Here is a 22,054-nt window from a genome sequence, read left to right on the forward strand (position 1 = left end):
GGCGCCGATCAATACCCATCATGTCAATGCCCATCATGATTGGGCGGCGCAGTACCGGTCGATGAAGGCCTGATGATGGGGCATGGTCTGGACCACCCAGCCGATCACGTCGTGGATGTTGGCCAGGGCGCCGCGCATCTTCTCCGGATCCAGCAGGTCGGTCAGCGGGTCATAGCGGCGCGGGACCAGGCCCTGGCCGGTGAAGACGTAAAGCCAGCTTTGCTCAGGAAACAGCTCGGTATCCTCGCGCTGGATACGGCCATGGCTCTGGAACAGCTCGATCTTGGACTTCAGGCTGTCCGGCCACTCGATGCCGGCGCAATGGCGCCAGAAGTCCGTATCCCGCCGTTCGTTAGTGGCGTAGTGCAGCACCAGGAAGTCGCGGATGCGCTCATACTCGAACGCCACCATCCTGTTGTAGCGGGCTACGTCCGCGGGCTCGCACCGCCGGTCGGGCAGCATCTGGATGAACAGGGCCAGGCCCCGGTGCACCATGTGGATGCTGGTGGACTCCAGGGGTTCGAGAAAGCCGCTGGCCAGGCCCAGGGACAGGCAGTTGCGCTTCCAGGTTTCACGGCGGCGGCCGGTGACGAAGCGCAGGATGCGGGGGTCGGCCAGGGGCTTGCCCGCCAGGTTGGCCAGCAGGGTCTCCCGCGCCGCCTCATCGTCCAGGAAGTCGCGGGCGTAGACCACGCCGTTGCCTTCACGGTGCTGCAGCGGGATGCGCCATTGCCAGCCGGCTTCCCGCGCCGCCGCCAGCGTGTAGGAGGGCGGCGCGCCCGCCCGCTCGCTGGGCACGGCGACGGCACTGTCGCACGGCAGGTAGCTTTGCCAGTTCTCATAGCCGGCCTGCAGCGCCTCCTCGATCAGCAGGCCACGGAAGCCGCTGCAGTCGATGAAGAAATCGCCTTCGACCCGGCGGCCATCCTCCAGCCTCAGGGCGTCGATGAAGCCGTCCTCGGGCCGCAGGTCGACCTTCACCACCTTGCCCTCCACCCGGGTGACGCCCCGCGCCTCGGAGTAGGTGCGCAGATATCGGGCGAACAGGGCGGCATCGAAATGCAGGGCGTAGGTGATGCCCTCCAGCGGCGATCCCGGCGCCTTCACCGGGCGCATGAAGCGATTGTGCGCGGCCGCCTGGGCCTGCAGCGAATATTCCTCCAGCGGGGCGGCGGCACCGGCCAGCCGCTGCCGCATCCAGTAGGCGGGGAAGCCTATCCCCTCCATCTCGAAGCCGGTGTGGCCGAAGGGATGGAAATAGGAATGGCCCAGGCGGGTCCAGTCCTGGAAGCGGATGCCCAGCTTGAAGGTGGCGTTGGTCTGGCGGATGAGGTCGTCCTCATCGATGCCCAGCACGCGGATGAAGTTCATGATGGGCGGGATGGTGGCCTCACCCACGCCCACGGTGCCGATCTGCTCGGATTCCACCAGCACGATGTCGCACTTCAGGTTGCGCAGGAACCTGGTCAGGCTGGCGGCCGCCATCCATCCGGCGGTGCCACCGCCGACGATGACGATGCGGCGCAAGGGCGCGTTGGTAGCGGTATCATTCGAAATCTGCGGCGAAGTATGCGGCGCGGCCATGCGTTGGGTCCCGGCGATGTCTCTCCCTGTTCCTCCTTTCTATCGTGGCGCGACACGCGGCGTCACAACTTTTTGTGGCGCGCGCCATAAATCGCCGAAAGACTTGAAGCCGGCGGGTTTAATCGCCAGATTGCCCGCCATGCGCTGGTTGCTCGCCCTTCTGCTGCTGTTCACGGCGGTGTTCGACGGCCCGTCCCTGACCGAGATGGCGGGCGGCGCGCCGACGTGCGGCATCCTCCAGGAGCATGTGGCTGTGGAGGGGGCGCCCGACCCCACCGATGGCCTGCGCCACAGCGCGGTGCATTTCCACGCCGGCCAGGGCCCCTGCGGCCATGTCCATGTGGCCGATGCCGTCGGGCCCACGCCCATGCCGGGGCCCAGCGTCATGATGCGCCTTGCGGCCCTTCCGCCGCTGGACCAGCCCTACACCACCCGCGCCCTGGCCCCGCCGGACCGCCCCCCGGCCGCCTGATCGATCCCCCGCGCGCTTTCGCGCCCTAGCGCCGCCCCCCAGGGGCGGCCCGATCGATCCTGCCTGTCCGGAGCCTTTATGCGCATCCCGATCCTCGGGCTGGCCACGGCGCTTGCCGTTGGCCTGGCCATTCCCATATGGCCCGCCTGGGCCTCACCCCCCAGCGACACCTCCCTCACCACCCTGATCGCCCAGGCGCTGGCCACAAATCCGCGCCTGAAGGCCGCCGAGGCCCGCGCGGCAGCCGCCCAGGGCGACGTAATGCAGGCAGGTGTGCTGCCCAATCCGCAGGTCTCGCTGCAAACGGAGAACCTGGCCGGGTCCGGCCCCTATCGCGGCACCCGCGCCATGGAAACGACCATAGGCCTGAATCAGCTGGTGGAGCTGGGCGGCAAGCGCGGCAGCCGCCAGGCGGTGGCCACGGCGGCCGGGAACCGTGCCCGCCTGGACGCCGACATCGTGCGCCTGGACCTGGTCCGTGACGTGCGCGTGGCCCATGCCGCCCTGTTGGCCGCCACCGCCCGCCGTGCCATCGTCGAGGAACAGCGCGGCCTGGCGGCGGAAACCGCCCGCGCGGTCGCGGCCCGGGTACGATCCGGCCACGACAGCGCCATCCAGGAGGATCGCGCCGCCACCGATCTGCGCCAGGCGGAGATCGGTGCGGCCCGCGCCGTGCGTGACGAGACCGCCGCGCGCCGCAGCCTGGAACTGCTGGTGGGCTGCCCGGTGCCGCCGCTGGATCCGGCCGCCCTGAGCGACTTGGGCGCCGCCCTGCCCGTCGCCGCCGGCGGGAACACCCCCGACGTGGCCCGCTGGCGGGCGGAGGTGGGGCGCACCCGCGCCGCCATCGCCGTGGAGCGGGCGCGGGCCGTGCCCGACGTGACCGTGGGTGCCGGTGTGCGCCGCTTCAACGACGGGCGCGACACCGCCCTGGTGCTGGGCGTCACCATCCCCATCCCGGCCTTCGACACCAACCGGGGCGGCATCCATCGCGCCTATCAGGAGAGCACCGAGGCGGAGATGGAATTGGACCGCGCCACCCGCGACCAGGACACCGCCCTGGCCATCGCCCGCGATCGCGTAGCGGTGGCCCGGACCGAGGCCGAGACACTGGCCGGACAGGTCGTCCCCGGGGCGGAACAGGCCGCCGCCGCGACCCGTGAAGGCTACCGCCAGGGCAAATTCCCCTACCTGGATGTGCTGGACGCCCAGCGTACCCTGCTGGCCACCCGCCTGACCCTGGTCGCCGCCTATCAGGACTATCACCAGAGCCGTGCCGACCTGGACCGGCTGACCGGCGCCGAGGAGGCCCAGCCATGACCCGCATCTCCATGCAGACCCTGTCGCGCCTGGGTGCCGGTGCGCTGGCCCTGGGCGGGCTGGCCGTCTGGATCGCCACCGGCGAGGCGCCCAAAGGCCAAGAGCCCGCCGCCCATGAGGCGCATGATGACGGACTGGTGCGCCTGACAGCGGAGCAAGCCAAAGCCGCCGGCATCACCACCGCCATTGCCGGCCCCGGCCGCCTGATCCGCCAAGTGCGCGTCACCGCCACGGTGACGGCCGACCAGGACCACATCGTCCATATCGCCCCCCGCATCGCCGGTGTGGTGGCGGAGGCGCGCAAGAAGCTGGGCGACGCCGTCGCGGCCGGCGAAGTGCTGGCCCTGATCGACAGCACGGAGGTCGCGGACGCCCGCGCCGAGTACCTGGCGGCACGGGAAAACGAGGAGCTGGCCCGCACCACGGCGGCGCGGGAGGAAGCGCTGTGGCGCCAGCGCATCTCGCCCGAGCGGGATTACCTCCAGGCCAAGGCGGCGGCGGCGGAAGCCGGCATCCGCACCGGCCGTGCCCGCCACAGCCTGCAAGCCTTGGGGCTGGATGAAACCAGCGTGAGGTCCAAGAGTGCCAATCTGCAGCGGCTGGACCTGCGCAGCCCCATCGCCGGGCACGTCATCGCCCGGGGCGCCACCCGAGGCGACCGCCTGGCGGCCGACGCCGACGCCTATGTCGTGGCCGACTTGGCCAGCCTGTCCCTGACCTTCCCCGTCTATGCCCGCGACCTGCCCTTCGTGGCAGTGGGCAAGGAACTGGGTGTCAGCGGCGCGGACGGCCGCACGGCCACCGCCCGCGTCACCCATGTCGGTCCCGTGCTGGATCCAGCCACCGGCGCCGCCCCCGTGGTGGCGACCCTGGAAAACCCGGACGGATCCTGGCGGCCCGGCGATTTCGCCACCGGCACGCTGGCGGCGGACGCGCAGGAGGCCGCCCTGCTGGTGCCGGAGGGCGCGGTGGTGACGCTGGAGGGCCGGACCCAGGTGTTCGTGCCCGTCCCCGGCGGCTATGAGCGGCGCCCTGTCACCCTGGGCCGGGGCGATGGCACCCGCGTGGAAGTGCTGGCCGGCCTTAAGCCCGGCGACAGCGTCGCCGCCGGCAACGCCTTCATCCTGAAGGCGGAGGCAGGAAAGGGCGACGCTGGCCATGATGACTAAGCCCGGCGGCGTACATGCCGCTGTAGGACGCGACTGCGTCCGCCGCAGCATTCCGGGAAACGCAGTGGATTGGAATGCGAGGAAAGCCAAGTCGCCGGATGGCGACGCCCGGCGCCTGAGGGGGCGGCTGACCGGCCACGGTCGGACGCCGCACGTATAAAGGATTATCCATGCTTGAACGCATCCTCACCCTGTCCGTGCGCCACCGCTGGATGGTGGTGGCGCTGGCCCTGCTGGCGATGGCCGTGGGCGGCTGGACGGCCCTGCGCTTGCCCATCGACGCCGTGCCCGACATCACCAACAAGCAGGTGCAGATCAACACCACCGCTCCGGCCCTGTCGCCGGTGGAGGTGGAGAAGCAGGTGACCTTCCCCATCGAGACGGCGCTGGCCGGCATCCCGGGGTTGGAGGGCACCCGCTCGCTGTCGCGCAACGGCTTCTCCCAGGTCACCGCCCTGTTCGCCGAGAACGTGGACATCTACTTCGCCCGCCAGCAAGTCGGGGAACGCCTGGGTGAGGCCAAGGCGGCCCTGCCCGAGGGGGCGGAACCCCATATGGGGGCGCTGTCCACGGGCCTGGGCGAGGTCGCCATGTGGACCGTGTCCCTGACCCCCTTTGATTCCGCCAAGCTCAAGCCGGGCGCCGCCGGCTGGCAGGCCGACGGCAGCTATCGCACGCCAGAGGGCCAGGTGCTGGCCACGGAGGCGCAACGGGCGACCTACCTGCGCACCGTGCAGGACTGGATCATCCGGCCGCAGGTGAAGGGCGTGCCCGGCATCGCCGGGGTGGACGCCATCGGTGGGTACGTGAAGCAGTACCAGGTGGCGCCCGATCCGCAGCGGCTGGCCGCCCGGGGCCTGACCCTGACGGATGTCGCACAGGCGCTGGAGCGCAACAACACCAGCGCCGGCGCGGGCTATCTGGAACGGCGGGGGGAGGCCTACGTGGTGCGGGCCGATGGCCGCCTGCGCGATACGGAGGACATCGCCGCCGTGCCCATCGCGACCCGTGACGGAACCCCCGTCCTGCTGCGCGATGTGGCCGCCGTGACCCTGGGCCATGAACTGCGCAGCGGCAGCGCCAGCGAGAACGGGCGGGAGGTGGTGGTGGGCACCGCCCTGATGCGGGTGGGGGGCAACAGCCGCACGGCGGCCGCGGCCGTGACGGCCAAACTGGCCGACGTCGCCCGCACCCTGCCCCCCGACATCAAGGCGGAAGTGGTGCTGAACCGCACCAAGCTGGTGGATGCCACCATCCACACCGTGGGCAAGAACCTGGCGGAGGGCGCCCTGCTGGTGATCGTGGTGCTGTTCGCCCTGCTGGGTAATATCCGCGCCGCCTTGATCACCGCCGCCATCATCCCCGTGACCATGCTGCTGACGGCCATGGGCATGGTGGAGGCCGGCATCAGCGCCAACCTGATGAGCCTGGGCGCGCTGGACTTCGGCCTGATCGTCGACGGCGCCGTCATCATCGCGGAGAATTGCCTGCGCCGCCTGGGCCACCGCCAGCAGGCCCTGGGCCGCCCCCTGGCGACACCGGAGCGGCTGGCGGAGGTGGTGGCCGCCTCGAAGGAGATGATACGCCCGTCCGTCTACGGCCAGGCCATCATCATCCTGGTCTATGTGCCGCTGCTGACCTTCACCGGGGTGGAGGGCAAGATGTTCCAGCCCATGGCCCTGACGGTCATCACCGCCCTCGTGGCCGCCTTCGTCCTGTCCCTGACCCTGGTGCCGGCGCTGGTCGCCCTGGTCATCACGGGGCCGGTCAATGAGAAGGAGAACCGCGTGGTGGCGGGGGCCAAGGGCTGGTACGCGCCCGTCCTGGAAAGAGCATTGGCCGCGCCCTTGCCCTGGATCTTCGGTGCCGCCTGCCTGTTCCTGGTCAGCGTGGGCCTGTTCACCCGCATGGGGCAGGAATTCATCCCCACGCTGGATGAGCAGGACATCGCGGTGCAGGCGGTGCGCATCCCCAGCACCTCACTGTCCCAATCCACCGCCATGCAGAGGGACGTAGAGCGGGCGGTCAGCGCGATGCCGGAGGTGGCCTTCGTCTTCTCCAAGACCGGCACGGCGGAGATGGCGGCCGATCCTATGCCGCCCAACGCGTCGGACACCTTCATCATCCTGAAGCCGCGCCCGCAATGGCCCGACCCGGCCTTGCCCAAGGCCGCACTGGTGGCCCGCATCGAGGCGGCGCTTGGCCACTTGCCCGGCAACGCCTATGAGTTCACCCAGCCCATCCAGATGCGCTTCAACGAGCTGATCTCCGGCGTGCGCAGCGATGTGGCGGTGAAACTGTATGGCGACGACTTCGAGGCCCTGCAGGCCTCGGCCAACCGCATCGCCGGCGTGCTGCAGGGCATCGCCGGCGCGGCCGACGTGCGGGTGGACCAGGCGGCGGGCCTGCCCACCCTGGACATCCGCGTTGATCGCCAGACCGCAGCCCGCTTCGGCCTCAGTGCCCAGGACGTGCAGGACGTCGTGGCCATGGCCGTGGGCGGGCGGGCCGCTGGGCAGGTCTTCGAGGGTGACCGCCGCTTCGACGTCACCGTGCGGTTGGCCGACCCCTTGCGCAACGACCTGGACACTTTGCGCGCCCTGCCGGTGCCCTTGCCCGACCAGGGCAAGGGGGGCCCGCGCTTCGTACCGCTGGGCTCCGTCGCCAGCTTTACCTTGGCGGAAGGACCCAACCAGATCGGGCGGGAGGACGGCAAGCGGCGCATCGTCATCCAGGCCAATGTGCGCGGCCGGGATATCGGGTCCTTCGTGGCGGAGGCGCAGGCGCGGCTGACCACGGTGTCCCTGCCGCCCGGCTACTGGGTGACGTGGGGCGGGCAGTTCGAGAATCTGGCGGCGGCGCGCGACCGGCTGGCGGTGGTGGTGCCGGCCTGCTTCGCCGCCATCTTCCTGCTGCTATACGGCGCCCTGGGCTCGGCCCGCGATGCCGGGCTGGTGTTCAGCGGCGTGCCGCTGGCCCTGACCGGCGGCATCGCGGCCCTGTGGCTGCGCGGCATGCCCTTCTCCATCTCCGCCGCCGTGGGCTTCATCGCCCTGTCCGGCATCGCCGTGCTGAACGGCCTGGTCATGGTGTCCTTCATCCGCCAGGCCATCGCCGAGGGCGACGATCCCCTGACTGCCATCCGCAACGGGGCGCTGACCCGCCTGCGGCCGGTGCTGATGACGGCGCTGGTGGCCTCGCTGGGTTTCGTGCCCATGGCCCTGGCCACGGGCCCGGGGGCGGAGGTGCAGCGGCCGCTGGCCACCGTCGTCATCGGCGGCCTGATCAGCGCCACCGCGCTGACCCTGGTGGTCCTGCCGGCCCTCTACCGCCGCTTCGCCGTGCCCCGTGAGGCGGGGGCGGGAACGGCGGTGCCGACGCTGGCAGAGTAAGGGAACCGGGAGTAAGGGAACCCGGCGTCCCGTCCAGCGGTTTCCTGGGGTCCAACGCCGCAGGAGATCGCCGGATGGCGCCGCGTTCGTTCTGGAAGGGCTATCTCAAGCTGTCCCTGGTCACCTGCCAGGTGGCCATGACGCCGGCCACGTCGGAGAACGAGAAGGTCCGCTTCCACACCCTGAACCGCGAGACGGGCAACCGGGTGATCAGCCATTATGTCGACGCCGTCACCGGCAAGCCGGTGGACGAGGACGATGAGGCCAAGGGCTATCCCAGGGGCGAGGATGATTACCTGATTCTGGAGGATGACGAACTGGACGCGGTGGCGCTGGAAAGCACCCGCACCATCGACATCGAGATGTTCGTGCCGCGCGACAGCATCGAATGGATTTGGTACGACACCCCCCACTACCTGACGCCCAGCGACCCCGTTGGGGAGGAGGCGTTCTCCGTCATCCGCGAGGCCATGGCCGCCACCGGCAGGGTCGGCATCTCCCGCCTGGTGATGTACCGGCGGGAACGGGCCGTGATGCTGGAGCCGCAAGGCAAGGGCATCATCGTGTGGACCCTGCGCTACGGCGATGAGGTGCGCGACGCGGAAGCCTACTTCGGCGGCATCCGCGAGGAGAAGCCCGAGCCCAAGCTCCTCTCCCTGATCAAGACCCTGATCGAGGAGCGCACGCGGCCATGGGACCCTTCGCTGGTGGGCGACCCCGTGCAGGACCGCCTGCTGGACCTGATCGCCGCCAAGAAGAAGGGCCGCAAGCGCCCCGCCAAGGCCAAGGCGCCCGAGACCGACACGCCCAGCAACGTCATCAACATCATGGACGCGCTGAAGAAAAGCCTGGCCGCCGAGGGCAAGGGCGCGCCCAAGCGACGATAGACACGCCCGCTCAGGCGTACGGCACGGCCTGGAATTCCGGCAATGCCTCGGCCCGGTCGGACAAGCAGACCAGGCCGGGATGCTTGGCGGGGTCAATCAGGCCCGGGGCCATGTTCTGGGCGAAATACCAGGCGACGGCGGTGGTGATGTCGGCCTGGTTGGGACGGTCACCGCCCATCCAGGCGCCGCCGTCCCCCACCTCGCGCTCCAGCAGGTCGAAGGCGGTGATGGCCTGGGCGCGCACCCGCTCCAGCCAGGGTTGGTGCTGCTTGTCCTCGGGGCGCAGCTCCAGCTCATAGACCACCTGCACGGTCTTCTCGCACGCCACCAATGCCAGGCCGATAAGGCGCTGGGCCCGGATGAAGGCGGCGGGGTCGGCGGGCATAAGATGCCGGTCCGCCGGTACCAGGCGTTCCAGCGCGTCCAGGATCAGGGTGCTGTCCATCAGCACGGTGCCGTCGTCCAGCACCAGGGTCGGCGCCTTCACCACGGGATTGATGGCCGCGAAGGTGTCATAATGGCGGAAGACCGACACCCGCTCATGCTCGAAGGGCAGCCCCATGGCCACCAGCGAGATCCCCACGCGGCGGACATAGGGCGAATCCGGCATTCCAATCAGGCGCATGGCGGAGCCTCCTGGGTTGTTGGGAGGCGCATTCTGCCTGAAACTGGGCGTAGCACCAGCCCCTTGACCCGCCACCCCTAACCGGCCCGCTTTCGCGCCGGCCTTTTTGCCGCCTCCAAGGGCCGGGCCGCCGCCCGGAAATCCGCCCAGGGGTCGGCGGAGAGGGCAGCCAGCCGCGTGGGTGCCGTCATGACCGTGAAATAGGCGGGGCCGATGGCCGGGCTCAGTTCCTCCCACGCCATAGGCATGGAGACGGCCGCACCGGGTCGCGCGCGGGTGGAATAGGCCGCGACCGCCGTGGCGCCCCGCTGGTTGCGCAGATAGTCGACCAGGATCTTGCCGGTGCGCTTGGCCTTGGTGATGGTGGCCACGAAACGGTCCGGGCTGTCGGCGGCCATGGCGTCGGCGATGCCCTTGGTGAAGGCCTTCACAGCCGTCCAGTCGGCCTTGGGCTTCAGCGGCGCCACCACATGCAGGCCCTTGCCGCCCGTGGTCTTGACGAAGGCCGCCAGCCTCGCCTGCTCCAGCCTGTCCTTGATCTCGCGCGCAGCGTCGATGACGGCCTGCCATGCCACGCCCTCCCCCGGGTCCAGGTCGAGGGTTATGGTGTCCGGCCGTTCCCAATCCTTGAGGGTCGAACCCCAGGGGTGGATTTCCAGCACCGCCGCCTGCACCAGGCCCAGCAGGCCATCCAGGTCGTTGACCGCGATCAGCGGCCCTTCCGCCGGCTCGGTCGGGTCGGGTACCTGGACGATGGCTTTGCTCAGCCCCTTCCAGGCATGCTTCTGGAAGAATTTCTCACCGGCGATGCCGTTGGGGCAACGCAGCAGGGCCAGCGGCCGCCCGACGATGAAGGGGGCAATGGACCGCCATATCTCCGTGTAATAGTCGGCCAAGCCGGCCTTGGTCACCCCCTCGTCCGGCCAATAGAGGCGGTCGGGGTGGCTCAGCTTCAGCAGGGGCTTGGGCTCCGCCCGGCCTACCGCGCGGGCGGTGCCCGCCGGCGCATTGGCGGCTGGTTCACGCACGACGTCTTTCGGGTCCTTGTCTTCCCGCAGGCCGCGGAAAGCGGCATGCCGGATGTTACCGTCGCCCGTCCAGGTGCGGAAGTCCACCTCCGCCACCAACTCCGGCCGGACGTAGCGCACCAGGCGCCGTTCCTCCGCCGTCAGGGTGTCCTCGAACGGGCTGTCTTGCACCCGCATGCGTTCCAGCCGGCGGAACAATTCTTCCGCCACCGAAACGGTATAGCCGGTGCCGACGCGACCGACGTGGCGCAACTTGCCCTCGTCATAGACCCCCATGACCAGGGAGCCGATGGCGCGGCGTGCGGTGGTGGAGGGGACGTAGCCCGCCACCACGAATTCCTGCCGGTTGCCGCATTTGGACTTGATCCAGCCCTTGCCCCGGCCCGGCCGATAGGCGGCGTCGCGCACCTTGGAGACGATGCCCTCCAGGCTCAGGCGGCAGGCGTGGTTCAGCACCAGGCCGCCGGACTCATCAAAATGCTCGCTGTACCGCAGGGGATCGCCGGCTTCCGCCAGCAGGTCCTTCAGGGCCGCCTTGCGCCGTTCCAGCCCTACGCCGCGCAGGTCCCGGTCCTCCAGATAGAGAAGGTCGAAGGCGTAGAACAGGAAGCGGTCGCTGCGGCCCTCGCTGAGGTCGGCCTGCAAGGCGGAAAAGTCGGAGGCACCGGCCGCGTTTTCCACCACCAGTTCGCCATCGATCAGTGCCTTGCCCACCGGCAGCGCCGCCAGCGCCTCCGGCACTGCCTTGCCGAACTTCTTGGTCCAGTCCAGGCCGCCCCGGGTCAGCAGCTTCACCCGCCCCGCCTCGACGCGCGCCTGCAGGCGGTAGCCGTCGAACTTGATCTCATGCACCCAGCGCTCACCCACCGGGGGCTTGGCCTGTAGCGTGGCCAGGGCTGGCTCCACGAAATCCGGCAGCGGGCCGGCTTTGGCACCCTTCAGGGCGGGCGTCGCCGGCGTTTGCGCGCTCTTGGGCGCGGCCTTACGGGTCGGCGCGCGGGCCTTCTTCTCGATCTTGCCCGTTTTGGAGGACCAGCCCGGTTCCTCCCCCGCCACCTCATTGATGACGCGGCCGGTCTTCACCGATTCCGGCCGCTCCTCCAGGATGTCGGGATCGCCCTCGCCCCGCGCCGCCTCATCCTCGCCCTTGATCAGCAGCCAGTTCTCGCGCTTCTCCCCCGGCCGCTTGTGCATGCGCACCAGGTGCCAATGGCCGCCCAGCTTTTCCCCGTGCAGCTCGAAATCCAGGTGGCCCTTGGCATAGCCCTTGTGGGCGTCGCCGATGGGCGACCATTCGCCCCGGTCCCAGACGATGACCGTGCCGCCGCCATATTCGCCCTTGGGGATGGTGCCCTCGAAGTCACCATAGTCCAGCGGGTGGTCCTCGACATGGACGGCCAGGCGCTTTTCGCCGGGTACCAGGCTGGGCCCGCGGGTGACGGCCCAGCTTTTCAGCACGCCATCCATTTCCAGGCGAAAATCATAGTGCAGGCGGGTGGCGTCATGCTTCTGTATGACGAAGCTGTGACCCGCCGTGCGGCCCTTGCGCCCCCGGGGCTCAGGCGTGGCCGCGAAATCGCGCTTCTTGTGGTAGGTCTCCAGCGCCATGGCTCAGCTGGCCTTCCGTCGGGCGGGGACCGCCTTCGGCTTGGGCGCCGCCCGGGTGGAGCGGGATTTGGCGCGGTTGGCGTTGGATGCGGCCTTCTTGGCCACCGGCTTGCCGGCCAGCCCCGCGCTTTCCCGCAAGGCCGCCATGAGGTCGGTAGTCTTGGCCGGCGGCGCCCGTTTCCGCGCCGGCGGCGTCTTGCCCTCCAGCTTGGCCTTCACCAGGTCGGCCAGCGCCGCCTCGTACCGGTCGTCGAAGTCCTCAGGCTTGAAGACACCCTTCTTGGTCTCGATAATGTGCTTGGCCAAGTCCAGCATCTCGCCATCGATCTTGATGTCGGCGATCTCATCGAAGGCCTGGGCAGCGGATCGCACTTCATAGTCGAAGTTCAGGGTGGTGGCGATCAGGCCGGCGCCATGGGCGCGGACCAGGACGGTGCGCACCCGCCGGAACAGCACCGTCTGCGCCAGCGCCGCCACCTTTTTGGCGCGCATGCCTTCGCGGATCAAGGCGAAGGCCTCATCCGCGTGCCGGTCGCTGGGCGCCAGGTAATAGGGCTTGTCGAAATAGACGTCGTCGATGTCGGCACAGGGGATGAAGGCCAGGACGGACAAGGTCTTGTCGCTTTCCGGCACGACGGCCGCCACCTCATCCGGCTCCAGCACCACATAGTCGCCGCGGGCAACCTCGTACCCCTTCACCTGCTCCTCACGGTCCACCGGCTTGCCCGTCTCGCTATCCACGAACTGCCGATGCACGCGGTGGCCCGTGGCCCGGTTGACCGTATGGAAGGCGATCCGTTCGGAGGATGAGGCGGCGGTGTAGAGCGCCACCGGGCAGCTGACCTCCCCGATCTTCAGGAACCCCTTCCAGTTCGCCCTGGGTGCCATGGCCGCCGCCTTCCACGTTAGGATGGCGACTCAACGCCGGCGGCGGCGTGCAGGTTCCGGGAACCTTGGGCGGCGGGGCACGGTTTAAGGCGCGCCATCAGCGGGGCCATCAGCGGGGGAGATCCGAGCGTGAAGCTGTTCAACTGCCAGTCTTGCGGCCAGATGCTGTATTTCGAGAATCGCGTCTGCGAACGCTGCGGCCACCGGCTGGGCTATCTGCCCGATGATGACAAAATGCATGCGGTCGAGGCGGCAGGGGACGCCTGGCACGCCTTGGGCGCGCCCGAGCAGCTCTACAAGTTTTGCGCCAACGCGGAGTTGGATGCCTGCAATTGGCTGCTGCCGGCGGGATCGGAGGAAACCTTGTGCGTCGCCTGTCGCCACAACCGCACCATCCCCGACGTGTCCTGTTCCACGGCGCTGGCCCAATGGCGCAAGATCGAGCTGGCCAAGCACCGCCTGTTCTACACCCTGATCAAGCTGGGCCTGCCCCTGGCCAACCGGACGGACGACCCGGAGGGCGGCTTGGCCTTCGACTTCCTGGAGGACCCGCCCCAGGGGACGTCCGAAGGCGCGATCATGACCGGACATGACAACGGCCTGATAACATTGGCCTTAAAGGAGGCCGACGATGCAGAGCGGGAGACGCGCCGCACCCAATTGCATGAGCCCTACCGCACCCTGCTGGGCCATTTCCGGCATGAGATCGGTCATTACTACTGGGACCGGCTGGTGCGCGACGAAAACCGGCTGGAAGCCTGCCGCGCCCTGTTCGGTGACGACCGGCAGAATTACGGCGCCGCCCTGCAACGCCACTACGACCAGGGTGCCCCGGCCGACTGGCAGCAGAATTTCATCAGCGCCTATGCCACCAGCCACCCGTGGGAGGATTTCGCGGAGACCTGGGCGCACTACCTGCACATCATCGACACGTTGGAAACGGCCCATGCCTTTGGCATGCGGGTGCGCCCCACCGTGGACCGTACCGGCGACCTGTCTGCCAAGGTCGACTTCAATCCCTATCGCCACGGCACCATCGCTGACATCGTGGAGGCTTGGCTGCCCATCGCCTTCGCCGTCAACAGCATCAACCGCAGCATGGGACAGGCGGACTTCTATCCCTTCATCCTGACCCCGGCCGTCATCGCCAAGCTGGGTTTCATCCACGACCTGGTGGGCACCGACCGAACGGCCAAGGCGGCGGCGTGAGGGTTTCCGGCCATCGTTCCGGCACCGCATCTGTCTTGCCAGGACAGATGCGACTTTTCTTGTGACTTGCCGATTGTCACAGGCCAGACTGGGGTGTAATCCGACAGCGATGTCATCACCAGGACAGGCAACAGGCCATGCTCGACGGCCACGGTCACGTTGACGCCCTCCACGCCATTGCCGCCAGCCTGTCCGGCACCAACCTGGAGCGGGCCAGCGACCATAACCAGCGCGTCACCCTGCAGGCCATCCGCGTCAGCGGCCAGATCACCCGCGCCGAACTGGTGGAACTGACGGGCCTGACGCTGCCGGCCATCGCCAACATCACCAAGCGACTGCTGGCCGAGGGGCTGATCGTGGAGGCCGGGCGCCAGCACGGCGGCCGGGGACAGCCCGCCATCCTGCTGGAGATGAACCCGGACGGCTGCTTTTCCATCGGCGTCACCATCGACCGCGACCACATCACCCTGGTGGTACTGGACCTGCTGGGCACGGTGCGGGCGCGCGCCTCGCGGGAGATCGACCTGGCCCCGCCGGAGGTGGTGGCCCAGTTCTTCCGGACGGAAATCTCCGCCATCCTGACGGCCACGCGCCTGCCCCTGTCGCGCTTCATCGGCATCGGCGTCGCCATGCCCGACGATATCGGCCGCGTCAGCCTGGCGCGTTGGCCCCAGGCCTATGCCGCCTGGCGCGACGTGGACGTGGCCCGCCTGTTCGCCGACGTGCTGCCCCTGCCCGTGTTCGTGGAAAACGACGCCACCGCCGCCGCGCTGGGGGAGTTGCAGTTCGGCCACGGCCTGCGCCATCGCAGCTTCTTCTACATCCTGATCAGCGGTGGCCTGGGCGGCGGCATCGTCGTGGACGGCAGCCAGTTCCGCGGCGCGCGGGGCCGCAGCGGAGAGATCGGCTTCCTGCCCGTGCGGTCGGACCGCACCACCGCCCGCACCCTGCAGGAAGCAGTGTCCCTGTCCGCTTTGTACGACCGCCTGGCCGCCGCCGGCTACACCGTGGACGAGCCCGAACAGCTGTGCCGGCTGGCCGGCACCCCGGCTGAAGCGGTGGTGGAAGAGTGGATAGAGCTGGCGGCCGACCTGATGACCGACCCGCTGGTGGCCACGAACTGTCTGGTCAATCCCGAGGCCATTTTCCTGGGCGGGCGCCTGCCCGCCCCGCTGGTGGACAAGCTGGCCGCTGCCCTGAACCATCGCCTGGGCGAATTGCGGGACATCCCCCAGGTGGCACCCGTGCTGCGCGCCGCCATGGCCGCGGACGCGCCCGCCGTGGGTGCCGGTATGCTGCCCTTCACCGACCGCTTGCTGCCCAGCCGCGCCGCCCTGATGAAGACAGCGGACAATTGAGGCCGCCCTCTGTCCTGTCGGACAGAAAGCTGTGCTTGATTAAGTAAAACAACTTCCTTTAATTGGGCCGCAACCACAAGCGCCTGGGGAGGGCGGCCCGGTGATCCAACGGATAATCCAGACGCTTTTGGCGCTGGCCCTATTGCTGGGTGGCACGGTGCCGGCTGACGCCGCGGCGCCGCCACCCGTGGTAGAGGTCATCACCAGCAGCGGCGCCCTGCGCGGCACGGGTGATGGCAGGGGCGGCGCCCTGTTCCGGGGCATCCCCTTCGCCCAGCCGCCCGTGGGCCCGCTGCGCTGGCAGCCGCCACAGCCCCTGAGCTGGGCCGGGGTGCGCGACGCCACCCATCCCTCGCCGCCCTGTCTGCAACGCGGCTATGGCTGGAACGACGCCCTGGCCACGCGCAGCCAGGAGGATTGCCTGTACCTGGACATCCGCACCCCGGCCCTGCTGCCACGCGCCGCCCTGCCCGTGATGGTTTGGATCCATGGCGGCGCCAACCGGGCCGGGGCGGCCGACGGCACGGTGCTGTCCAGCCTCGCGGATCAAGGTGTGGTGCTGGTGGCCATCCAGTACCGGCTGGGCACCTTCGGCTTCCTGTCCTTACCCGAGCTGACGGCGGAGTCCCCGCACCACGCCTCGGGCAATTATGGCCTGATGGACCAGATGGCGGCGTTGGCCTGGATCCGCCAGAACATCGGCATCTTCGGTGGCGATCCCGGCAACATCACCATCTTCGGTGAATCTGCCGGCGGCCAGGATGTGGGACAGCTGATGCTGGCGCCCGATGCCCGCGGCCTGTTCGCCAAGGCCATCGGACAGAGCGGCACCGCCGGCTTCGGCGTCGCGCCCCGCACCCTGGACGAGAATGAGGCCCTGGGCCAACAGCTTCTGGATAAGGCGGGGGTGAAAAGCCTGGCGCAGTTGCGCACCCTGTCCGGGGCGGACATCCTGGCGGCCACGGACAGGCTGAAGCCCGTCACCATCGCTGATGACAGCTTCATATGGCTGCAGGCCGTCATCGACGGCTGGATCCTGCCCCAGGCGCCGGAGGACCTGCTGGCCAGCGCCGCACCCGTGCCGCTGATGATCGGCAACAACGCCCGCGAACTGACGCTCTACGGCGGACCGGATGCCGTGGTGCCCACCATCCGCCAGGCCTTCGGCCCCAACGCGGCGAAAGCGCTGGCCTTTTACGGCATCAAAGGCACCGCCCTGCCCGCACCGGACACGCGCCTGGGTGACGTGGCGACGCAGCTGGCCGATGACCTGACCTTCCGCTGTCCCACCCTGCATGTGGCGGCGGTGCACGCCGCCGGCGGACATCCCACCTGGGTCTATCATTTCGACCGCAGCCCGGCACAGGGCGCCGTCACCCACGGCAGCGACCTACCCTTCGTCTTCGACGGGCGGCCCGCCGGCATCCCTGACGACGACACACCCACCCTGCAACGCTATTGGGTCAACTTCGCGCGCAACGGCGACCCCAACGGCCAAGGCCTGGCCCACTGGCCCGCCTACGACGCCACGGGCGCTTACCTAGCCTTCACCGATGCCGGGCCGCAGGCCATGACAGGCCTGCGCGGTTCCCTGTGCGGCCTGCGCCCGCCCACACCGTAGGCGCGGATCACGCCGGCAGCAGACCCGCCGCGCGGTAGCTGTCGACCAAGGTGTCGTACAGGGTGATGTCCGCGCGGCTGCGCGCCATCAGCTGCGCGCCCGAAATAGCAGCGAAGATGGCGCGCGCCCGCGCCTCTGCCTTATCAGGCGCCACGATGCCGGCAGCCACCAGCCCCTTGGCCAGCCAGGCGACGTTGACGTCGGCGAAGGCCCGCACCTCCGCCTTGACGATGTCCGGCAGGTCATCGACTTCTGCGGACATGAAGCTGCACAGGCAGAGGCGGTTGTCGTTTTCCAGCGCACGGCGGAAAGCCTGCGGATACCGCCGCAGGGCGGCGGCGGCATTCGGCACCTGGTCCGCCATGGCCTCCAGCTCCACCGCCGTATCCTCCCAATAGCGCTTGGCCACCGCGGCGGCCAGGTCAGCCTTGCTGGGGAAGTGGTGATAGATGCTGGCCGCCTTGATGCCCACCGCCGCCGCCAAGTCCCGGAAATTCAGGCCGCTATAGCCGTGCGCCTGCGCGATCTGCCGGGCCGCGGCCAGGATCGCTTCCTTGGAGTTCGTGCTCATTCTTTCGCCCCGTTAACCTAACAACCGTTAGATAGGCCTTGACGCCCAAAAAGGAAAGCCCTATCCATTGACCTACCAAACGTTAGGTAGGACATATCGACATGACATCCGACATCCTGTTTTCCGATGCCACCACGCTGGCCCAGCTGATCCGCAGCCGTGAGCTTTCACCGGTGGAGGTGGTGCAGGCGCACCTGGACCGCATCGCCGCCGTGGACCCCAAGGTCAACGCCATCGTCACCGTGGCCGCCGGGGCGCTGGACGCCGCCAAGGCGGCGGAGGCGGCGGTGATGAAAGGGGAGGAGCTGGGCCCGCTGCACGGCGTGCCCTTCACCGCCAAGGATTCCATCGACACCGCCGGCGTCGCGACCCAGCGCGGGTCGCCCATTTTCAAAGGCCGCGTGCCGGACACCGACGCCGTCAGCGTCGCGCGGCTGAAGGCCGCCGGGGGCATCCTGCTGGCCAAGACCAACCTGCCGGAGTTTTCGTACTCGATCGAATCCGACAACCTGCTGACCGGCCGGTCCAACAACCCCTGGAACCTGGACCGAACCCCCGGCGGGTCCAGCGGTGGTGAGTCCGCCGCCATCGCCGCCGGTATGTCACCCCTGGGCCTGGGCACCGACCTCGCTATCTCCGTCCGGGGGCCGGCGGCGCAGACCGGCATCATCGGCCTCAAGGCCACCCATGGCCGCGTACCCATGACAGGCATCTGGCCCCGGGCGCCGCGCCGTTTCTGGCATGTGGGCCCAATGGCGCGCAGCGTGCGTGATGTCGCCCTGGCCTATTCGCTGCTGGCCGGCGCGGACGGCGCCGACGCCTTTTCGAGCATCACGGGCCCCGTCGACACCGGCATCGGCGCAGCCTCCATCCGGCCGCTGCGGGTGGGCTGGCTGGTGGAGCCGGGTTTCGGGCCCATTGACGCAGAGGTGGCTGCGACCGTGCAGGCGGCGGCCGAAGCGCTGAAAGGCAGCGGCTGCGTCGTGGAGCCGGTGCGCATCCCGGCGCTGGAACGCGACTTCGCCCTGGACGTGTTCATGCGCCTGCACATCATGGAGATGAAGCCGGCCTTCGTGGAGGCCACTGCCGGCCAGCCAGCGGAGAACCTGTTCCACATCGCCCGGGGCATGCTGGCGGCGCCTGAGACATCCATGTCGGACTTTATCGAGGCGGAACAGGCGGCGGAGCGGTTGAAGGACGGCTTCGCCGACTATTTCAGCCGTTATGATGCCCTGTTGTGCCCGGTGCTGCCGCTTCCGGCCCACGGCCACGGCGCCACGGAGGTCACGATCAACGGCCAGACGGTGAGCGCGCTGAACGTCATGGCCGCCACCTCACCGTTGAACGTGACCGGCTTGCCCGGCCTGTCCTTGCGCTTCGGCACCAGCCGGGACGGCCTGCCCATCAGCGTACAGCTGGTGTCCAGCTGGATGGCGGAATCGACCATCCTGCATCTGGCGTCACTACTGGAGGGGGTGAGCCCCGTGCGTGGCCTTCACCCGAACCTCTAACCACCACGCGCCGCGGCATCGACGCCTCTAACCGGCGGAGGTGCCGCGGCGGCCGCGCCAGGGGAAACGGGGCTCCACCACCGCCGGCTCCGTCCGGCGGGTGCGGGTGATGGCCACCAAGTCGCGCCCCGCCAGATGACGCAGGGCATCCTGCACCGCGCGCTTGGACAAACCGGTACGCTCCGCCAGTTCGGCATGGCTCAGCATGGTGCGGCCGTTCACCGCGTCCGCCACCAGCGCCAGATAGACCAGGTAGGCGGACGGGCGGTGATCGTGCCCCACTAGGTCACGCATCAGCGTATCCAAGACGTAGCGGTCGATTTCTGCCTTGGCAATCATTGCTATAGCAATGATTGCTTATCTACCGACCGTCAAGGATCCCATGCTAGTCGTGGACAACCCAAGAAAACTGGGAGACAGCGGGTATGATCAGGCACCTCAAATTCGTCGGCATTCCCACCAGAGACCAGGACCAAGCGCTGGCATTCTGGACGGAAAAAATGGGTTTCAAGGTCGCAACCGACCAGCCCATGGGCAATCAGCGCTGGATCGAGTTGACCATCCCCGGCGCCCAGACCGGCGTGGTGCTGTTCACCCCGCCAGGCCAAGAAGACAGGGTAGGCACGTTCTTCAACGGCAGCTTTCACTGCGATGACCTGGAGTACACCTTTGCCAAGCTCAGCGAGCGGGGCGTGGTCTTCGTTTCCGGCATCGAGAAGCAGCCCTGGGGCAGTTACGCCCGCTTCCAGGATCCGGACGGCAACACTTTCGTGCTGTCCAGCCGGTGAACCCGGCGGGCGTCCCGTTCGGCCGGTAGGAAGCGGGCGCCACCGCTTCGCTTAGGCCGCCGCGCGCTCGGCAGCCGGGCGGCGGCGCAGGTCCGCCTTCTGAATGGCCGGCGGGTCATACATCGCGGTCAGCGCGCCCAGGTCGGTGCCGGGTGGCACGATGGCGTCGATGCGGTCCAGCATCTCGTCCGACAGCGACACCTCGGCCCCGGCCAGCAGGTCGTCGAACTGCTCCGGGGTACGCGGCCCCAGGATGGCGGCGGTCACGCCCCGGTGCGCAATGGCGAAGGCCATGGCCAGGTGGGTCAGGGACAGGCCCGCCTCCTCCGCCACGCCCATCAGCTGCTCCACCGCGTCCAGCCGGCGCTCATCCGCCATCTGCTTGGGGAAACGGCGGGCGCGCAGGCTGTCGGGCATGGCCTGGCCCTTGCGGTAGCGGCCGGTCAGCATGCCCATGGCCAGCGGGCTCCACACCATGGCGCCCATGCCGTACCGCTCGCACACCGGCAGCACCTCACGCTCGATGCCGCGGTTCAGGATGGAATAGGGCGGCTGTTCGGCGCGGAAACGGGCCAGGCCCCGCCGCTCCGCCACCCATTGCGCCTCCACGATGTCCGACGCCGGGAAGGTGGAGGTGCCGATGGCCCGCACCTTGCCCGCGCGCATCAGGTCGGTCAGGACGGACAGCGTCTCCTCGATATCCGTGTCGGGGGCGGGCCGGTGGATGAGGTAGAGGTCGACGTGGTCGGTCCCCAGCCGGCGCAGCGAATCCTCCAGCGCGCGGGTGATCCAGCGGCGGGAATTGCCTTGCTGGTTGGGATCCTCACCCATGGGCAGATGAGCCTTGGTGGTCAGCACCACATGGTCGCGCCGGCCCTTCAGGGCCTTGCCCACGATCTCCTCGGACTCGCCCCGGCTATAGAAGTCGGCCGTGTCGATGAAGTTGATCCCGGCATCCAACGCCTTGTGGATGATGCGGGTAGCCTCGTCATGGTCGGGGTTGGCCATGGCGCCGAACATCATGGCGCCCAGGCAATAGGGGCTGACCTTCATGCCGGTGCGGCCCAGGGTGCGATACTGCATCGCCCTCTCCTTCTCTCTCGTGTCGATGGATGCTATAACAAGCGGAACAGCGTTCCGTTCACATATACGGAACGCTGTTCCGTTTTTCAAGCGAGGATATGGTGGGCGACACGGCGGGAGAGATCCGTCCTGAAGATGACGGCAAGCCGCGGCGGGTGCGCGCGGACGCGCAGCGCAATCTGGACGCCCTGCTGCGGGCGGCCATGGCGGCGTTCGCCACATCCGGCGTCGACGCCCCGGTGCGGGAAATCGCGGAGAAGGCCGGCGTGGGCATCGGCACCGTCTACCGCCACTTCCCCCAGCGGTCGGACCTGATCATCGCCGTCTTCCGGCAGGAGGTGGACGCCTGCGCCGACGCCGCCCCCGCCCTGGCGGCGGCTCATGACCCGGGTGAGGCGCTGAGCCGCTGGATGCGCCGGTACCTGGATTTCATCGCCGCCAAGCGCGGGCTGGCCGCCGCCCTGCATTCCGGCGACCCCGCCTATGAGGTCCTGCCCAGCTATTTCCAGAGGCGCCTGGTGCCGGCGCTACAGTCCCTGTTGGACGCAGCGGCGGCGGCGGGCGTGGTCCGCGCCGGCTTCGCCGCCACCGATCTTCTGCGGGCCGTCGCCGTGCTGGCCGCCCCGTCGCAGGAGTTGGGGCCGGAGCATGGGCGGCGCATGGTGGATCTGCTGCTGGACGGCCTGCGCTACGGCGCCGGCCCCTCCCCAGGCGCCTGATCCGCCTCAGGTTCCCAGCCGACCGGCCATTTCCTCCAGCGAGACGCGGGAGCGATACTAGGAAGGATAAACGCCATGGCCCCGCTTCCTTCCCTCTTTTTTATTTAACTAATTTGTTTTATTAAACTGAATTCTCCTGTTTGGCGATAGGCCTTCGCTCTGGCCGCCCTTGAACAGGCAGGACCGGATAGGACGCCGCTTGGCGTCCAACGTCCGTGACC

General features: G+C 68.8%; 18 protein-coding genes. 11 read left to right on the top strand and 7 right to left on the bottom strand.

All coding sequences use genetic code 11. The annotated features are described in order from the left end of the window. Positions 1-33: 33 nt before the first annotated feature. Complete coding sequence (locus Y958_RS30430; RefSeq protein WP_244909718.1) at positions 34-1,584, bottom strand: tryptophan halogenase family protein; 1,551 nt, start codon at positions 1,582-1,584, stop codon at positions 34-36. A 139-nt stretch (positions 1,585-1,723) separates the two neighbouring features. Here Y958_RS30430 and Y958_RS30435 point away from each other — a divergent pair, with 139 nt between their 5' ends. The 5 genes from Y958_RS30435 to ku (Y958_RS30455) all read left to right on the top strand — a co-directional run bounded on the left by Y958_RS30435 (position 1,724) and on the right by ku (Y958_RS30455) (position 8,824). Beyond that, the gene (locus Y958_RS30435) at positions 1,724-2,056 is read left to right on the top strand and encodes a hypothetical protein (protein ID WP_088875635.1); all 333 of its coding nucleotides are present in this window, start codon (positions 1,724-1,726) and stop codon (positions 2,054-2,056) included. Between the two features lie 78 nt (positions 2,057-2,134). Beyond that, positions 2,135-3,376 (top strand): TolC family protein, encoded by a 1,242-nt coding sequence (locus Y958_RS30440; RefSeq protein WP_088875636.1) that lies wholly within the window; start codon positions 2,135-2,137, stop codon positions 3,374-3,376. Then, positions 3,373-4,545, top strand: coding sequence for an efflux RND transporter periplasmic adaptor subunit (locus tag Y958_RS30445; RefSeq protein WP_088875637.1), 1,173 nt, complete (start codon positions 3,373-3,375; stop codon positions 4,543-4,545). Before Y958_RS30440 ends, Y958_RS30445 begins: the two co-directional genes overlap by 4 nt. 170 nt (positions 4,546-4,715) lie before the next feature. Beyond that, the gene (locus Y958_RS30450) at positions 4,716-7,937 is read left to right on the top strand and encodes an efflux RND transporter permease subunit (RefSeq protein ID WP_088875638.1); all 3,222 of its coding nucleotides are present in this window, start codon (positions 4,716-4,718) and stop codon (positions 7,935-7,937) included. Between the two features lie 74 nt (positions 7,938-8,011). After that, positions 8,012-8,824, top strand: a complete 813-nt coding sequence (gene ku / locus Y958_RS30455) for a non-homologous end joining protein Ku (RefSeq protein WP_088875639.1) — start codon at positions 8,012-8,014, stop codon at positions 8,822-8,824. 10 nt (positions 8,825-8,834) lie between these two features. Here the strand turns inward: ku (Y958_RS30455) and Y958_RS30460 are convergent, their stop codons facing one another. The 3 genes from Y958_RS30460 to ku (Y958_RS30470) form a co-directional block, all read right to left on the bottom strand. After that, entirely contained in the window at positions 8,835-9,449 is a 615-nt protein-coding gene (locus tag Y958_RS30460) for a glutathione S-transferase family protein (protein ID WP_088875640.1), read from the bottom strand. A gap of 77 nt (positions 9,450-9,526) precedes the next feature. Continuing rightward, positions 9,527-12,085 (bottom strand): DNA ligase D, encoded by a 2,559-nt coding sequence (ligD, locus tag Y958_RS30465; protein ID WP_088875641.1) that lies wholly within the window; start codon positions 12,083-12,085, stop codon positions 9,527-9,529. Between the two features lie 3 nt (positions 12,086-12,088). Further along, on the bottom strand, positions 12,089-12,973 hold the full coding sequence (gene ku, locus Y958_RS30470; RefSeq protein ID WP_088875642.1) for a non-homologous end joining protein Ku: 885 nt from the start codon (positions 12,971-12,973) through the stop codon (positions 12,089-12,091). Between the two features lie 129 nt (positions 12,974-13,102). Here ku (Y958_RS30470) and Y958_RS30475 point away from each other — a divergent pair, with 129 nt between their 5' ends. From Y958_RS30475 to Y958_RS30485, 3 genes are all read left to right on the top strand, one after another. Then, complete coding sequence (locus Y958_RS30475; RefSeq protein WP_088875643.1) at positions 13,103-14,182, top strand: zinc-binding metallopeptidase family protein; 1,080 nt, start codon at positions 13,103-13,105, stop codon at positions 14,180-14,182. 137 nt (positions 14,183-14,319) lie between these two features. Then, positions 14,320-15,540 (top strand): ROK family transcriptional regulator, encoded by a 1,221-nt coding sequence (locus Y958_RS30480; RefSeq protein ID WP_088875644.1) that lies wholly within the window; start codon positions 14,320-14,322, stop codon positions 15,538-15,540. Between the two features lie 100 nt (positions 15,541-15,640). Continuing rightward, positions 15,641-17,161, top strand: coding sequence for a carboxylesterase/lipase family protein (locus Y958_RS30485; RefSeq protein WP_186291641.1), 1,521 nt, complete (start codon positions 15,641-15,643; stop codon positions 17,159-17,161). A 7-nt stretch (positions 17,162-17,168) separates the two neighbouring features. On the opposite strand, the gene Y958_RS30490 is transcribed toward Y958_RS30485, so the two are convergent. After that, positions 17,169-17,732: a TetR/AcrR family transcriptional regulator gene (locus Y958_RS30490; RefSeq protein ID WP_088875646.1), complete on the bottom strand. Its 564-nt coding sequence runs from the start codon at positions 17,730-17,732 to the stop codon at positions 17,169-17,171. A gap of 101 nt (positions 17,733-17,833) precedes the next feature. Between Y958_RS30490 and Y958_RS30495 the strand changes: the two genes are divergently transcribed. Continuing rightward, entirely contained in the window at positions 17,834-19,243 is a 1,410-nt protein-coding gene (locus Y958_RS30495; RefSeq protein ID WP_088875647.1) for an amidase, read from the top strand. A 27-nt stretch (positions 19,244-19,270) separates the two neighbouring features. Here Y958_RS30495 and Y958_RS30500 read toward each other — a convergent pair whose 3' ends face one another. Then, complete coding sequence (locus tag Y958_RS30500; protein WP_244909719.1) at positions 19,271-19,537, bottom strand: helix-turn-helix domain-containing protein; 267 nt, start codon at positions 19,535-19,537, stop codon at positions 19,271-19,273. A 206-nt stretch (positions 19,538-19,743) separates the two neighbouring features. Here Y958_RS30500 and Y958_RS30505 point away from each other — a divergent pair, with 206 nt between their 5' ends. After that, positions 19,744-20,031, top strand: a complete 288-nt coding sequence (locus Y958_RS30505; protein WP_244909720.1) for a VOC family protein — start codon at positions 19,744-19,746, stop codon at positions 20,029-20,031. Positions 20,032-20,082: 51 nt separating this feature from the next. Here the strand turns inward: Y958_RS30505 and Y958_RS30510 are convergent, their stop codons facing one another. After that, positions 20,083-21,114: an aldo/keto reductase gene (locus Y958_RS30510; RefSeq protein WP_088875650.1), complete on the bottom strand. Its 1,032-nt coding sequence runs from the start codon at positions 21,112-21,114 to the stop codon at positions 20,083-20,085. A gap of 98 nt (positions 21,115-21,212) precedes the next feature. Here Y958_RS30510 and Y958_RS30515 point away from each other — a divergent pair, with 98 nt between their 5' ends. Then, positions 21,213-21,833 (top strand): TetR/AcrR family transcriptional regulator, encoded by a 621-nt coding sequence (locus Y958_RS30515; RefSeq protein WP_088875651.1) that lies wholly within the window; start codon positions 21,213-21,215, stop codon positions 21,831-21,833. Positions 21,834-22,054: the final 221 nt, after the last annotated feature.

The sequence above is a fragment of the Nitrospirillum viridazoti CBAmc genome (assembly GCF_000730165.1).
GTDB classification, from domain to species: domain Bacteria; phylum Pseudomonadota; class Alphaproteobacteria; order Azospirillales; family Azospirillaceae; genus Nitrospirillum; species Nitrospirillum viridazoti.

What these genes read in the sequence shown, in the direction of transcription:
- Y958_RS30430 (WP_244909718.1), bottom strand. Translation starts at nt 1,584, where the DNA reads ATGGCCGCGCCGCATACTTCGCCGCAGATTTCGAATGATACCGCTACC.
- Y958_RS30435 (WP_088875635.1), top strand. Translation starts at nt 1,724, where the DNA reads ATGCGCTGGTTGCTCGCCCTTCTGCTGCTGTTCACGGCGGTGTTCGAC.
- Y958_RS30440 (WP_088875636.1), top strand. Translation starts at nt 2,135, where the DNA reads ATGCGCATCCCGATCCTCGGGCTGGCCACGGCGCTTGCCGTTGGCCTG.
- Y958_RS30445 (WP_088875637.1), top strand. Translation starts at nt 3,373, where the DNA reads ATGACCCGCATCTCCATGCAGACCCTGTCGCGCCTGGGTGCCGGTGCG.
- Y958_RS30450 (WP_088875638.1), top strand. Translation starts at nt 4,716, where the DNA reads ATGCTTGAACGCATCCTCACCCTGTCCGTGCGCCACCGCTGGATGGTG.
- ku (WP_088875639.1), top strand. Translation starts at nt 8,012, where the DNA reads ATGGCGCCGCGTTCGTTCTGGAAGGGCTATCTCAAGCTGTCCCTGGTC.
- Y958_RS30460 (WP_088875640.1), bottom strand. Translation starts at nt 9,449, where the DNA reads ATGCGCCTGATTGGAATGCCGGATTCGCCCTATGTCCGCCGCGTGGGG.
- ligD (WP_088875641.1), bottom strand. Translation starts at nt 12,085, where the DNA reads ATGGCGCTGGAGACCTACCACAAGAAGCGCGATTTCGCGGCCACGCCT.
- ku (WP_088875642.1), bottom strand. Translation starts at nt 12,973, where the DNA reads ATGGCACCCAGGGCGAACTGGAAGGGGTTCCTGAAGATCGGGGAGGTC.
- Y958_RS30480 (WP_088875644.1), top strand. Translation starts at nt 14,320, where the DNA reads ATGCTCGACGGCCACGGTCACGTTGACGCCCTCCACGCCATTGCCGCC.
- Y958_RS30490 (WP_088875646.1), bottom strand. Translation starts at nt 17,732, where the DNA reads ATGAGCACGAACTCCAAGGAAGCGATCCTGGCCGCGGCCCGGCAGATC.
- Y958_RS30495 (WP_088875647.1), top strand. Translation starts at nt 17,834, where the DNA reads ATGACATCCGACATCCTGTTTTCCGATGCCACCACGCTGGCCCAGCTG.
- Y958_RS30500 (WP_244909719.1), bottom strand. Translation starts at nt 19,537, where the DNA reads ATGCGTGACCTAGTGGGGCACGATCACCGCCCGTCCGCCTACCTGGTC.
- Y958_RS30505 (WP_244909720.1), top strand. Translation starts at nt 19,744, where the DNA reads ATGGGTTTCAAGGTCGCAACCGACCAGCCCATGGGCAATCAGCGCTGG.
- Y958_RS30510 (WP_088875650.1), bottom strand. Translation starts at nt 21,114, where the DNA reads ATGCAGTATCGCACCCTGGGCCGCACCGGCATGAAGGTCAGCCCCTAT.
- Y958_RS30515 (WP_088875651.1), top strand. Translation starts at nt 21,213, where the DNA reads ATGGTGGGCGACACGGCGGGAGAGATCCGTCCTGAAGATGACGGCAAG.